This is a genomic window from Prevotella sp. TF12-30 (assembly GCF_003436715.1).
GTDB classification, from domain to species: Bacteria; Bacteroidota; Bacteroidia; order Bacteroidales; family Bacteroidaceae; genus Prevotella; species Prevotella copri_A.
Genome location: NZ_QSQJ01000018.1, coordinates 53,187 through 67,297 on the forward strand (window position 1 = coordinate 53,187; position 14,111 = coordinate 67,297).

Sequence of the window (14,111 nt, forward strand, 5' to 3'; positions counted from 1 at the left end):
GATTGAGACTTTATAACAAATAAAAACACAAAGATTGATGGTTTTTCAAATTATTATTGTACCTTTGCACCGACAAAAACAGAAAAACGATTATGAACAAAGTCAAGACTATCTTTGCCTGGATATGGCAAAAGCTTTGCGCCTTTTGGCCTTGGTACAAGACATTGTATCAGGGAAGAGCGTGGTACACCAAGACGGTAGTCGCCTTGGCAAGTTGTATTGTCGCCTTTATCCTTTATTTAGGTGCTGTCGATATTAACTTCTTATGGCTTTTCGGTAAGTCACCTGGTTATTTTTCAGGTATCCTGAATCCGCAGACTTCCGAGGCTTCCTTGATTTATAGTGCCGATGGCAAGCTCATCGGTAAGTATTTCAATGAGAATCGTACTCCTGTAGAATACGACGAGGTGAACCCAGCCTTCTTCAAGGCTCTGGTAGATACCGAGGATGAGCGTTTCTACAAGCATATCGGTATCGACCCTATCGGCGTTTTCGCTGCTGCCAAGGATGCTCTCCTGCATCACAATGGCCGTGGTGCTTCTACCATCACGCAGCAGCTGGCAAAGAATATGTTCCGCGTCCGTTCGCAGTATTCTACGGGATTGCTCGGCAAGGTGCCTGTACTCCGCCTGCTCATCATCAAGAGCAAGGAGTGGATCATCGCCGTGAAGCTGGAGACGGTTTTCTCGAAGAAGGAAATCATCACCATGTATGCCAACACCGTGGATTTCGGTAGTAACTCTTACGGTATCAAGACTGCCGCCAAGACTTACTTCAATACCACTCCTAAGGAGTTGACCACCGACCAGGCTGCCGTACTCGTGGGTATGCTGAAGGCTACCACCTATTACAATCCACGTACCAATCCGGAGAACAGTCTGGCACGCCGCAACACCGTATTATATAATATGGTGACACACGGCGATCTGTCACATGCAGAATACGACCAGCTGAAGGCTGAGCCTATCAAGCTCGACTTCAAGGTAGAGGAAAACTACGACGGACAGGCTAAATACTTCCGTGAGGCTGTAGCCAACTACCTGAAAGACTGGTGCAAGGAGGAAGGTTACGATCTCTATACCAGCGGATTGAAGATCTACACCACCATAGATACCCGCATGCAGAAGTATGCCGAGGAGGCAGCCCGCAAGCAGATGAAGCAGGTGCAGCAGAACTTCAACAACCACTGGAGCATCCGCCGCACACAGGCAGGAAAGGGAAAATGGATGGGACAGGAACCTTGGCAGGATGAGAACCACCAGGTGATTCCAAACTTCATCCAGGGCATCGCCGAGCGACAGCCATTCTACAAGGATCTGGTGGCTCGTTTCCCTAACAATCCAGACTCCGTGAACTACTATTATAAGGAGTGGGTTCACCCGGTTAAGGTATTCGATTACGACAAGGGAAGCATCACTATCAACATGACTTCTGAAGATAGTATCAAGTATATGACTACCTTCATGCACAGTGCTTTCGTGGCTATGGAGCCACAGACGGGAGCCGTGAAGGCATGGGTGGGCGACATCGACTTCGACCACTGGAAGTATGACAAGGTAACAGCCGAGCGCCAGCCGGGTTCTACCTTCAAGCTCTTCGTCTATACAGAGGCAATGAACCAGGGATTGACTCCTTGCGACAAGCGCCGCGACGAATATATCTCTATGGAGGTATATGACAAGAAGAAGCACGAGATGACCATCTGGAGACCATCCAACGCCAACGGTTCGTTCTCGGGTGACAGTATCCCATTGAAGAGTGCCTTCGCCAAGAGTATCAACTCCGTGGCAGTACGCCTGGGACAGGAGATGGGCATCAAGCGCATCATCGAAACCGCCCAGAAGATGGGTATCAACAGTCCGTTGGATGATACACCAGCCCTTGCCTTGGGTTCAAGCGATGTCAACCTGCTTGAAATGGCTTGCGCATACAGCACTATTTCAAACAATGGTAAGCACCACGACCCGGTATTGGTTACCAAGATTGTGGACCATGACGGAAAGGTGGTATATGAAGGTCCTTCTACAGAGGAGCAGGTAATTCCTTACAAGAGTGCCTTCCTGATGCAGCAGCTGCTGCAGGGCGGTATGAAGGAGCCAGGCGGTACTTCGCAGAGCCTTTGGGGATATGTAGGCAAATACCGTGACACCGAATTTGGCGGAAAGACGGGTACGACCAACAACCACTCAGATGCCTGGTTCATGTGTGTAAGTCCTAAACTGGTGGTTGGTGCCTGGGTAGGCGGCGAATACCGCTGTCTCCACTTCCGCACCGGAGCCTTGGGTCAGGGTTCCCGAACAGCATTGCCAATATGCGGTTACTTCATGCAGTCTGTATTCGGCGATCCTGCCTTCCAGCAGTATCACGCCAAGTTCGACAAGCCACAGGATGGCGACATTACACGAGATATGTATATCTGCGCAAGCTATGCACCAAAACCAAAGGTAGATACTACCCGTGTGGATAGCACCGCATTCACAGAGGAAATCATCCTCGACGAAAACGGCAATCCTATTACCAAGGAGGTTCCTGCAGTCAAGTCGGAAGGAGAATCTTCTGCTTCAGGAGCTACAGAAGAAAAGAAAGAGAAGAAGAAGACAAAGCCAACAGAACAGCCTGTCAACTTCGACGACCTTTAAAAATAAAATATGATTGATCTCGACAATGCGGAGCTGCAGAATGCACTCCAAATCATACAGTTTACCCGTCGTTCGCTTTTCCTCACCGGAAAGGCGGGGACGGGTAAATCTACTTTTCTGCGGTACATCGCAGCCAATACCAAGAAGAAACACATCGTTCTGGCACCAACAGGCATCGCAGCCATCAATGCCGGCGGAAGCACCCTGCACAGTTTCTTCAAGCTGCCCTTCCACCCCCTGCTGCCCAACGACAGTATGTATTCCGTGCGCAACATCAGGAATACATTAAAGTATAATTCCGAGAAAATCAAGATTATCCGTGAAGTGGAACTCATCATCATCGATGAGATCAGTATGGTGCGTGCCGACATCATCGATTTCATCGACAAGGTGCTGCGTGTGTATTGCCGCAATATGAGGGAGCCGTTCGGTGGAAAGCAACTTCTGCTGGTGGGCGACATCTATCAGTTGGAACCGGTGGTAAAGGAGGAGGACCGCAAACTGCTGAATCCTTTCTATCGCAGCAGCTTCTTCTTCGATGCCAAGATCTTCCAGCAGTTCCAGCTCGTCAGCATCGAACTCAAGAAAGTTTATCGCCAGAGCGACCCTGTCTTCATCGGAATCCTCGACCATATCCGAACCAGTCAGGCGCAGAGTCAAGACCTTCAGCTGCTCAACCAGCGGGTGGGTGCCCAACTCGATGAGAGTGATTCCAAGCTTGCCATCACCCTCTCCACCCGCCGAGATACCGTAGATTTCATCAACGAGAACCAGCTCAAACTCCTGCCAGGAGAGCCAACACTCTTCCGGGGCAATATCCAGGGCGAGTTTCCGGAAAGCAGTCTGCCTACCCCTATCGAACTGTACCTGAAGACCGGAGCACAGATTATCTTTATCAAGAATGATATCGAGCACCAATGGGTGAACGGTACTCTGGGCACCATCATCGGGTTCGATGATGAGGATGATGCCAAGATATATGTACGCACGGAGAATGGACAGGATGTGATGGTAGAACCTGCCGCCTGGAGTAATATGCGCTATCATTTCAACGAGGTGGAAAAGAAGATTGAGGAAGAGGAAATCGGCAGATACGAACAATACCCTATCCGACTTGCCTGGGCAATTACCGTTCACAAGAGTCAGGGTCTGACTTTCAATCAGGTCAAGATTGATTTCACGGGAGGTGTCTTTGCAGGCGGTCAGACCTATGTGGCATTATCCCGCTGCACCAGCCTGGAAGGTATCAGTCTGCAGGAGCCTATCCGCCCCAGCGAGATATTCGTGCGCAACGAGGTGAAGCAGTTTGCCCGCCAGTATAACAACCAGAACACCATCCACACGGCGTTGACGCAGAGTAAGGCAGACAGACAGTATCATGATGCCGTAAAAGCGTATGACAAGGGTGACATGCAAACCGCCTTGGATAATTTCTTCCTCGCCATCCACAGCCGTTACGACATCGAGCATCCGCTAGCCAAGCGCTTCATCCGCAAGAAGCTGAACAAGGTGAATGAGTTGCAGGCAGAGAACGAGCGTTTGCGTGAAGTTATCAAGCAGAAGGATGAAGAAAAGAAGAAGCAGGAGAAATTCCTGAAGCGCCTAGCCACGGAGTATGTAATCATGGGTAAGGAGTGCGAGAAGGAGGGCATGAAAGAAGCGGCTGTCACCAATTACAGAAAGGCGCTCACCCTCTATCCTAGCCATCCCGAGGCAAAGAGAAGGCTGAAGCATCTCAACGAATAATCATAAAAAAATGTGGTTGACAAAACGGAAAACAAATCCGTTTTATCAACCACATTTTTTTATTGATTAAAATCTAACCTCATAGGTCTTGCCCTTCTGGGTCTTCATCTTCTTCACCTTATCTCCATATCTTACCTGACAAGGTTCACCGGAGCCGGAGAGAATGACAGCCTTGGTAAGGCGACCGTTGTCCCAATAGATATCCACCGTGAAGTTGCCCTTGGCACGGAGACCCTTGATGGAACCCTTCTGCCATGCATCTGGCAGGGCTGGCAGGAGATGGATAAAGCCCATGTGACTCTGCATCAGCATCTCGGTGATACCCGCTGTACCGCCAAAGTTACCATCTATCTGGAATGGGGCGTGCGTATCCCAGAGGTTGTCCAATGTTCCATTCTTCAGAAGATTACCATAAAGCTTGTAGGCATGATTGCCATCGTGCAGACGAGCCCACTGGTTCAACTTCCAACCCATAGACCATCCCGTGGCACCATCGCCACGATGCTCCAACACCACCTTGGAAGCCTTCGCCAGCACAGGAGTGGTGATAGGCGAAATGGTGCGGCCCGGATGCAGACCGAAGAGATGGTTCACATGGCGATGCTCATCCTTAGGATCATCTATATCCTTCGACCACTCCATCAACTGACCATAGCGGCCAATCTGATAAGGAGCAATGTGCTTCAGGGCATCTTCCCACTGCTTGCGATCCTTGGCATCCTTGCCCAGAATCTTGCTCGCCTCTACGGCATCGAGCAGAATCTCACGAATCACGGCATGGGCGAAGGTGGCACCCTCGTCTATCGGTCCGTGCTCCGGAGAGGTGGAAGGAGCCGCTGTATAGACGCCATCCTTGCGATGCCACAGATAATCTGTTGCGAAATTAGCACTTCCCTTGATGATAGCGTATGCAGTCTCGCTCAGGAACTTCTTATCGCGGGTATAGTCGTAATAATCCCAGAGATGGGTAGCCAACCATGGACCGGCAAATGGAGAGAAGTTCCAAGACATATCCTCGCTTGCCAGCGGAGAAGTGAAACCGAAGATGTTGCTGGATACAGATGTGGTCCAGCCACGGGTACCATAATATGACTTAGCTGTCTTCTCACCCGGCTTCACCTGTGTCTGGATGAAGTCGAAGAGCGGAAGCTCGCACTCGCTCAGGTTGGTGGTGCAGGCTGGCCAGTAGTTCATCTGGAGATTGATGTTGTTATGGTAGTCAACACGCCAAGGACCATCCACGTTGTTATGCCATACACCCTGCAGGTTGGCAGGCATATTGCCAGGACGTGAAGAGGCGATGAGCAGATAGCGGCCAAACTGATAGTAGAGCTGCTCCAGATAGAAATCCTTGGCACCCTTGCGGTAGTTAGCCAGGCGCTCATCGATAGGCATATCGTTGACATTAGCCGCATCATTCAGATTCAGGCTTACCCGATTGAACAGGCGGCTGTAATCCTTGTAATGCTCATCCAGCAGCTGCACATAGCCCTTACCCTCTGCCTTGCTCACCCAGTCGTGGGTAGTAGCCAGCGGATCCACGCCCACGTAGGTCTTAGGATCGTTGTAATCAGGGTTATAGTTTGCCTTGTAATCGGTATCGGCAGAAATGAGGAATACCACCTCGTCGGCACCCTTCACGGTCAGCTTTCCTCCTTCGTTAGAAAGGCTACCGCCCTTGTTGATGGCACGGATGCGGATGGCATACTGCATATCGTTGTTATCGAGACGGGCATCCCAGAGCAGACCGTTCTTGCCGTCAGCCACCATCTTGCCTGTAGAGACAGGGTTAGGCGCATAAGAGAATACGAGATTCTGCTTGCCCGGACGGGAAGCCTTGTAGCGGATAGCCATCACATTGGCTGGATAAGAGATGAAATATTCACGCTGATAGCTCACTTCATCCTTGACGAAAGAAACGGTAGCCAAAGCTGAATCGAGCGACAGGGCACGGCGATATTTCGACATACCCACGGTGCTCAATCCGGTCTCGATATACGCCTCGCCCATCGTGGTAAAACTACCGAAACGGAATGGATCCTCGGCATAAGACTCGTATGGAACCGGACTGTTGAAGTTCTTGCGGGTAAGCTGCGAAGCCTTCTCCCAGTCGTTGGCAGCAAAGGCATCTCTGATTTCCTGCATCACATGGGCAGAATTCTTGTTCACATCCCAATAGTAGGCAGCGCCCTTCTTGGTGTTCGGACCACCACGCCAGAGCGTCTTCTCGTTCAGGGTGATACGTTCTGCCTCTACCGATCCCAGGATATTGGCACCGATGCTTCCATTACCGATAGGCAATGATTTTGACTCCCAATCCGAATCCGGATTGCGGGCGGTATCACCAGCCGAGATTGGCTTCTTGTGAGTCCATTTCTCAGGATGGCCTCCATACCAAACTTGCTGTCCCTTCAGGGTAACAGGCGTGTCGAACCAGTAAGACAATGCTGTCTTCTGCTGTGCGGTGGCAGAAAGTGCCCCCAGCATCGCAAAGGTTAAAATAGATACGGTTTTCTTGTTCATTATATATTATATTTAGTCTGATTACTTATTTTCAGATAACCGCTACAAAAATACGATTAAAATTCGACATATCCAAATATAGGGTCATAAAAAACGAGGATAGCCCGCATTTTTTCAATACTTGCTATCCTCGTCTTGCTATTTCATATCGTTCCGGGTGGCTTAATACCACTGTACAGCATTCGAATAACCGCTTCGCTTGTCATACTTCAGGGCATCCGCCAATGTGGCTGCATTGCATCGGAAGGTGAAGTTATAGCTGGTATATGGCGCCAGCACTACCGAACAGCTCATGTTGAAGCAGTGCAGGTCACGGGCCAGACTTGCGGTGGTCATACTCAGCTTATGATTATCAAAATCATAACCGGAAGAGAAGCTGATGTTCCATCCGTCGCTGATACGAACGTTACCGCTCATATTCAGGTTCTGGGTGAACTTGTATGGATATCTCATCGATTTCTCGTTGAACTTCTCTCTTCGGGTATCCTCCCGCATGGTGATACCATATCCGAAGGTGAGCGACCATGGCATCTTGAATGCCATATAGCCGTCCGAGTCGGTCTTAGCTTTTCCGCCACCGCTCTTCTTGGCTCCCGTCTTTCCCTTCTCCATACTGTCGTCCACGTTGCTCTCTATGTCGGTATCCATACCTTCATCGTCATCGTCCTTGCGCTTGTTCTTGTCCTTGTCGTCCTCATCACTGCCTCCGCCGAAGAGTTTCTTCAGTTTCTCTGGATTCAGGGTGAACGAGAAGTTCTGCGACATACCCTGGAATCGTCCGAACCTGCCCTTGCCCCACTCGGTGTGGTTGCCGACATATACGTTACCGTTCTCATCCATCTCGTAGGCGTAGGTGGCAAACACGGCGTTCATGTTGAAGGTATAGTTCTTCCACCATTTCAGTCGCAGGTTGATGTTCATATCACTCCAAGGGCGCACCTTGGCAGCGGTGTTGTAGCTCATGCTCACATCAAACGCATCAATGAGGCTCACCTTCTTCAAGCTGTCGTTCTTGTCCCTCCATTTCATCTCCAGGTTGTTGCCCAGAGTGAAGGAAATGTTACCACTCTTGCCCTTACCCGGCACGCCGTAGAGGGCATTCTTATATGGCGAATAACTTACCAGCGATACATTACCGTCGGCATCAGTCTTCTGATAAGTATCCCAATAGCCGTAATGCGATGCTCCGAAATCAGGTGCATAGCTGAAGCTTACCGTCGGGGTAATCACGTGGCGGATCCTGTCTATCCTATTGCCAAACAGCTTGCGGTTAGGAATCCAGAAGCCATAAAGCTTGGTAGAGAGTCCTATGCTCATGTTCCAGTTATATACGTTGTGGAATCCGTAGGTGGTATCGCAAACCTCTTTCTGCGCAGTGGCATCCCACGATTTCTCCACCTTGTTGGTGTACATACGGTCGGTGAAATTGAACGAAGGATTCACGTTGAGATATTTGAAGAGGGTGAAGGATGCACTCACCGGAATCTGATGCTGCCATCCGTTTCGCCAGTCCTTGATGAGCGAACTGTGCATCAGCTTATCCTCCTTGGTATTGATACTGTTGGAGATTTGTCCGGTATAGCTCATGGCTATCTTCTCGTACCATTTCTCATCGCCCACCATCTTCTTTCTGCGGAAAGGATAGAAGCGGGAGATACTGATGTTCAGGTCGGGCAAGGTCATCGCTATGGATGAGTTACGCATATTCTGCGAAAGGTTTGCCGTAGAACTGAGCGACATTCCGATGCTCGAGAAAGTGGTACTCCAGCTTACGGAAGAGGTTCTCGTACTCTGCGTCATCGTCTGAGGATTATAGAGCGAGTTGAGGTTGTTGCGCTCATAGCTCGATGTGGCGAAGTTGACACTTGCCGAAAGCGAACTGAACGGATTTGCCTTGGAATCCTGTCGGTGACTCCACTGCACCTTGAAACTCTCCTGCTTGGTGAAGTCAGGCATTCCCTTGTCACCCGTCTGCGTATCCTGGTAACTGAAGAAGAAGGAACCGGAATACTTGTATCGCTTGCGGTAGTTGCTGGCTGCAGAAAGTCCCCACGAACCCTTGGTGTAGATTTCTCCCAGCAGTTTCAGATCCCACTTGTCGCTGATGGCGAAATAATATCCACCGTCACGGAGATAGAAACCGCGGTCGCTCTCATCACCATAGGTAGGCATGATGAAACCGCTGCTGTAGCTCTTGGTGAACGGGAAGAATCCGTATGGGATACCCAGCGGCATCGGCACATCGCAGACCACGAGATAGGCGGGTCCGAAGATGACATCCTTGCCGGGGCGCACCTTGGCTCTGGAGAGCGAGATGTAGAAGTCGGGATGCGGATCATCGCAGGTGGTATATCTGCCATGCTGCAGATAGATGACGCCCGAAGAATCTCGCTTCGACTTCATACCGGTGAGGAATCCATCCTGCTGCTCGGTATATACATTATTAATAAGGGCCTTCTTGCTCTTGAAGTTGAACTTGATGGTATCGGTATCATAGGTATCATTGCCCATCTTGAAGACCGGTTTTCCCTTGATGCCTCCATCAGCCATCGAGTCCTTGGTACCGCTGGCTCTCACATTGCTCTTATCCAGATCCATGGAGATGCGGTCGGAGGTAAGATCCATGTTCTCGTACTTCACGTTCGAGTTTCCATAGAGATGCGCCACCTTGTGGTGGGCATCATATACCAGCGAGTCGTCGGCCTGATACTGTACAGGTGCGTCGATGCCTCCCGACTTCTTTCTGTTGATACTGTCGAGTCGGATACTGTCATCCACCACCTTATTATGTTTCCATATAGCCTTCTGCAGCGAGTCCATCTGGGTGGTATCGGTCTCCGTACTGATGATTTCATTGCCGAGCGAATCGACAAAGACGGAGTCGCCCACAGCCACGGCAGTAGAATCCACCTGAGCCTTCTTGTCTTTCTTTTTAGAAGGCATACCCGGGTTTGCAACCATCATGGCAGCGATGGATGCAAACATCAGAACAGCTATAGTTGATTGTTTTCTCATTCAGAAATTATTGTTAAGAAGTCACCCTACTGAACTTCTATCCTATTTCAAACATCCGCTCCCATTCCTGGAAGCGCTTTACTCCTTCCTCGCCAAACTTAGCGAGACTTTTCTCTGCCTTTTCGATACTCTTTTCTTTGTCGAGATGAGTCTTGCTGAAGAATTTGTCAGCATAGCAGATTACCTTCTCCTCCATGGTTTCCGGCAGAAAATCCTGGTGAGGCAGTGGCAGTTGCTGCTTCTCGATCTGCTCTTTCGTGATGCCGGCACCGGTGTGGCGCTCGCATACCCGAGCATGTCGCTCATATCCTTCCTTGCGCAGCAGTTCGGCACCCAGTCGGCCATGACAGATGTAAGGCTGCGAACCGAAACAGTGAATGCCAGGAGCATCGGTCTGAAAGATTCCGATATCGTGAAGCATGGCTGCTTCCTCTATAAACCGGGCATCCAGATGCAGTTCGGGATGAGACGAAACAATCTGTAGCGCTTTTCGCGCTACAGATTGACTATGTGTGATGAGGATACGGCGAAGCTCCGTATCCTCAGGATAATACTTATCAATAATTGCTTGATAATCCATAAATTCAATGTTTACTCAGCGTTGCGCTCAATGTAAGCGATGACATCACCCTTGCGGATCTTGCTGCCCTGCTTAGCATTGATTTCCACGAGCTTACCACCCAAAGCGGCAGGTACAGTCTCAAACTCACCCCATGGAGCGAGGATGTAGCAGAAGGCATCACCTTCCTTGTACTCCTTACCGATGAATGGCTCTACAGCTGGCTGGCACTCGCCCTCGCCCTGGAACTCCCAGAAAATCTGACCGGCTACTGGTGCTACGATAGCATCAGCCTTGGCATGCTTGAACTCTGCGAGCTGAGCTGGAGTCAAGGTGCTGCCGAGCTTGGCATCCTTTGCCTTCTGGAGGTCAGCCAGGAAGTTCTTCTTAGCCTGACCGCTCTTGAAGTTGCGATACTGCTCTGGGTGCATAGCGAGCTCAAAGAGCTCCTCATCGTCCTGACCATACTCCCAACCGTTCTCGTCCATTTCCTTCTTGAAGTCGTCGAGTGCATTAGTAAGCAATGTATGAGCATCTACATCTGTAAACTCACGACCCTGCTTCTTGGCAAGCTCTACGAGTTCTGGGTCGATAGTTCCAGGAATCTTACCACTCTTACCGAGAATCATACCCCACATTGAGTCGTCCATCATTACGAAGCGGCCCTTGCCCTGCTCCATGGTGAGGAGGTTCATCAATGAGATGTTCTTTACATACTGGCTGAATGGTGTTACCAATGGAGGATAACCAACGCGTGGCCATACATACTCTACCTCGTCGAAGAGCTTGATCAGGAGGTCGTCCATAGACAACTCTTCCTCACCCTTCTTCTTGCGGATATTATTGATAGTCTGACGCATACCGCCGAGGTCAGCCATCATAGAACCCATCATACCGCCAGGGAGACCGCAACCGAGCAACAATGAAGACATGATCTTGTTACCTGGGTTGATGAAGTAGCCGAGCCACTCGTCGATGAACTCCTGAGTCATGGCACGAGCCTTCATGTAAGCGCTCATATTGATCTCAGGCACCTCAAAGCCCTCGTTCTTCAACATGCTGATGACAGAGATAACGTCTGGATGAACCTTACCCCATGACAATGGCTCGATGGCTGTATCGATGATGTCAGCACCATTGTTGCAGACCTCGAGGATAGAAGCCATAGAGAGACCAGGACCAGAGTGACCGTGGTACTGGATGATGATCTCAGGATACTTGTCCTTGATCATCTTGGTAAGCTTACCGAGGAATGCAGGCTGACCGATACCAGCCATATCCTTCAAGCAGATTTCCTCAGCACCGGCAGCGATGAGCTGGTCGGCGATGTTCATATAATATTCGAGTGTATGTACTGGAGAGTTGGTGATACAGAGTGCACACTGTGGAGTCATGCCACCTTCCTTAGCCCACTTGATAGAAGGAATGATGTTACGAACATCGTTCAAGCCATCGAAGATACGGGTGATGTTGGTACCCTGCTTAGCCTTTACCTTGTACATGAGGGCACGTACATCGTCTGGCACAGGATACATACGAAGAGCGTTCAATCCACGGTCGAGCATGTGAGTCTTGATGCCCACCTCGTTGAATGGCTTACAGAATGCACGAACTGCATCATTAGGATTCTCGCCAGCGAGGAGGTTAACCTGCTCGAAAGCACCACCATTGGTCTCTACACGGCTAAAGCAACCCATTTCAATGATAACTGGGGCAATCTTAGCCAACTGATCCTTACGTGGCTGGAACTTACCAGAACTCTGCCACATGTCTCGGTAAACGAGACTGAACTGAATTTTCTTCTTCATTCTTATTATTAAATTTCTTGTTTCCTAAATTTATATATAAAATAATGTGTATCTCCTGCCCCGAGCCTCATTACAAGCCAAGGCATTCTATACCAAGGTGCAAAATTAGACAAAAAATTCGAGAAATCAGTCATTTCCCACAATTTATTATGGTTTCGGCACTGAAATTATTAATTATTAACTCACTTGCGTAGAGCCAAAGGTACAGGGCTGTTATGTTTCACCAAGCTAATATCCATACGCCCTGAAAGGGCAAAAGCTTTCCCTAAACACAAACTTTTAAAGCGAAAACAACAAAAAATGGCCGTAAAATTTTGTATTGTCTGCTTTTCTCAGTATCTTTGCATCCGTTTTTGAAATTTAGTTCAATCAATAGGATAATACAAAAAAACAGATATGACAAATAATACGAACAAGCACACCTTGCCAATCTGGACAGAGGTGGAATACACAGCATTATGTAAGAACCCGTATCTATCTACTCCTTTCTTCATCCCAAAGGAATCGAAGGTTTTCCTTTGCAAGGAAGACGGAAGCAGAGAGGAACAGAGAATGATCTTCCTGGTCTTCAAATCTACTGCTGCCGCAGAAGAGGAAGAATGGGAAGATGACCCAATGCCGGGAGAAATGTGGGTAAAACCTCTGGAAGATGATGATACCGAGGTATATGAACCTGCCAAGGTTATCTATCTGGGACAGGACATCGATGATTTCATCCAGGTGACCAGCGAGGACGAAAACACCATCACTTTTGATATCTACTGGCGCCATGGCGACGTGAAGGTAGAAAAGGCGGAGAAGACCGACGACGGCTTCGTCTGCAAGAAGGAGGACTTCGGTGACGAAGGCTTGCGCCTTACTCTGATTCCGGAAGAGGGAAATCCTTTCTCTCTCAATATTCAGATTCCATACATCGGCTTCTCGCTCTACGACAGTGAGGGCAACAAGGTACACAATGAACTGGAGGTGGCTCACGACAAGGTAGATGAGTATCGCTATGAATTTGTAGGTGATGACAACAACGACCGCTTCACCTTGCAGTTGGACGACAACAAACTGGTTTATATCTGCGTGCTCCGTCATGAGGATGCCCAGCTGGTGGTTCGCGACCAGCGCCAGCGCCTTGCCGTAGTAGATCAGATTCCGTCTGAGGGAAAATTGAGCGAGTTGATGATGAATGCCCATTCTGCCCTGATCAAGAACAAGAACTACCGCTGGCGCATCAACATTGCCGGCAGCAGCATCACCCACGAGGTGGAACTGGAGATTACCCCAGAAAGTCTCGTTGCCTTCATCAAGGAGCAGATGGCAAAGGGCATCGACATTGATACCCTGGGACAGAGCCTCATTGCCATGGAGCAGAAGTATGCCTTCCAGTGGTTCTGGCTGAAGGACAGCGACTGGAGCCATGATGATCCGATGTTCGACATGTTCATGAACCAGCTTGTAGCTTTCTCGTATGTAAGCCAGAAGCCTATCCAGGGCGACCAGTTGCAGGCTCGCAACAACAAGCGCAAGATCAAACGTTGCGCCAAGCTCATCAAGGCTCACCAGAAGGGCGAGATCAGCCTTTGGGATGAGGATGAGGAGCAGCGCAAGGAGATTCTCCATCTCTTCAGCACCTTCCACAGTCCTTTCGTAGAGATTCTGGAGTCATTGAAGGATGAAGAAACTGAAGAAGAAGCATAAAATATAATGAGAGAGGGTGCGTCATAAGTCCATGACGCCCCCTCTTCTTATAGCCTAAAATTGTTGTTTTTAATTGAAAATAACGCCTAAGAAAGCAAAAAATAGCAGAATGATGCTTTTATTTTGAGTTTC

At 49.4% G+C, this 14,111-nt stretch carries 7 protein-coding genes; 3 read left to right on the plus strand and 4 right to left on the minus strand.

The genetic code is table 11. The features are described from left to right. The first annotated feature begins 92 nt into the window (after window positions 1-92). Both DXD25_RS08595 and DXD25_RS08600 read left to right on the plus strand, forming a co-directional pair. The gene (locus tag DXD25_RS08595; protein WP_117662947.1) at window positions 93-2,639 is read left to right on the plus strand and encodes a transglycosylase domain-containing protein; all 2,547 of its coding nucleotides are present in this window, start codon (window positions 93-95) and stop codon (window positions 2,637-2,639) included. Window positions 2,640-2,648: 9 nt separating this feature from the next. Next, window positions 2,649-4,385, plus strand: coding sequence for an AAA family ATPase (locus DXD25_RS08600; RefSeq protein ID WP_187360461.1), 1,737 nt, complete (start codon window positions 2,649-2,651; stop codon window positions 4,383-4,385). Between the two features lie 66 nt (window positions 4,386-4,451). Here DXD25_RS08600 and DXD25_RS08605 read toward each other — a convergent pair whose 3' ends face one another. From DXD25_RS08605 to DXD25_RS08620, 4 genes are all read right to left on the minus strand, one after another. Beyond that, window positions 4,452-6,908, minus strand: coding sequence for a glycoside hydrolase N-terminal domain-containing protein (locus DXD25_RS08605; protein ID WP_117662949.1), 2,457 nt, complete (start codon window positions 6,906-6,908; stop codon window positions 4,452-4,454). A 162-nt stretch (window positions 6,909-7,070) separates the two neighbouring features. Further along, window positions 7,071-9,923, minus strand: a complete 2,853-nt coding sequence (locus tag DXD25_RS08610) for a putative LPS assembly protein LptD (protein ID WP_117662951.1) — start codon at window positions 9,921-9,923, stop codon at window positions 7,071-7,073. Between the two features lie 37 nt (window positions 9,924-9,960). Continuing rightward, window positions 9,961-10,503, minus strand: coding sequence for an HDIG domain-containing metalloprotein (locus DXD25_RS08615; protein ID WP_117662953.1), 543 nt, complete (start codon window positions 10,501-10,503; stop codon window positions 9,961-9,963). Between the two features lie 11 nt (window positions 10,504-10,514). Then, complete coding sequence (locus DXD25_RS08620; RefSeq protein ID WP_117662956.1) at window positions 10,515-12,290, minus strand: oxaloacetate decarboxylase; 1,776 nt, start codon at window positions 12,288-12,290, stop codon at window positions 10,515-10,517. A gap of 396 nt (window positions 12,291-12,686) precedes the next feature. On the opposite strand from DXD25_RS08620, the gene DXD25_RS08625 reads away from it, so the two are divergent. Then, window positions 12,687-13,979, plus strand: a complete 1,293-nt coding sequence (locus DXD25_RS08625; protein ID WP_233522239.1) for a hypothetical protein — start codon at window positions 12,687-12,689, stop codon at window positions 13,977-13,979. The last annotated feature ends 132 nt before the right edge of the window (window positions 13,980-14,111 follow it).

Bases quoted from the DNA above. Each gene is read 5' to 3' on its own strand.
- DXD25_RS08600 (WP_187360461.1), top strand. From the start codon at position 2,649: ATGATTGATCTCGACAATGCGGAGCTGCAGAATGCACTCCAAATCATA.
- DXD25_RS08595 (WP_117662947.1), top strand. From the start codon at position 93: ATGAACAAAGTCAAGACTATCTTTGCCTGGATATGGCAAAAGCTTTGC.
- DXD25_RS08605 (WP_117662949.1), bottom strand. From the start codon at position 6,908: ATGAACAAGAAAACCGTATCTATTTTAACCTTTGCGATGCTGGGGGCA.
- DXD25_RS08615 (WP_117662953.1), bottom strand. From the start codon at position 10,503: ATGGATTATCAAGCAATTATTGATAAGTATTATCCTGAGGATACGGAG.
- DXD25_RS08620 (WP_117662956.1), bottom strand. From the start codon at position 12,290: ATGAAGAAGAAAATTCAGTTCAGTCTCGTTTACCGAGACATGTGGCAG.
- DXD25_RS08610 (WP_117662951.1), bottom strand. From the start codon at position 9,923: ATGAGAAAACAATCAACTATAGCTGTTCTGATGTTTGCATCCATCGCT.
- DXD25_RS08625 (WP_233522239.1), top strand. From the start codon at position 12,687: ATGACAAATAATACGAACAAGCACACCTTGCCAATCTGGACAGAGGTG.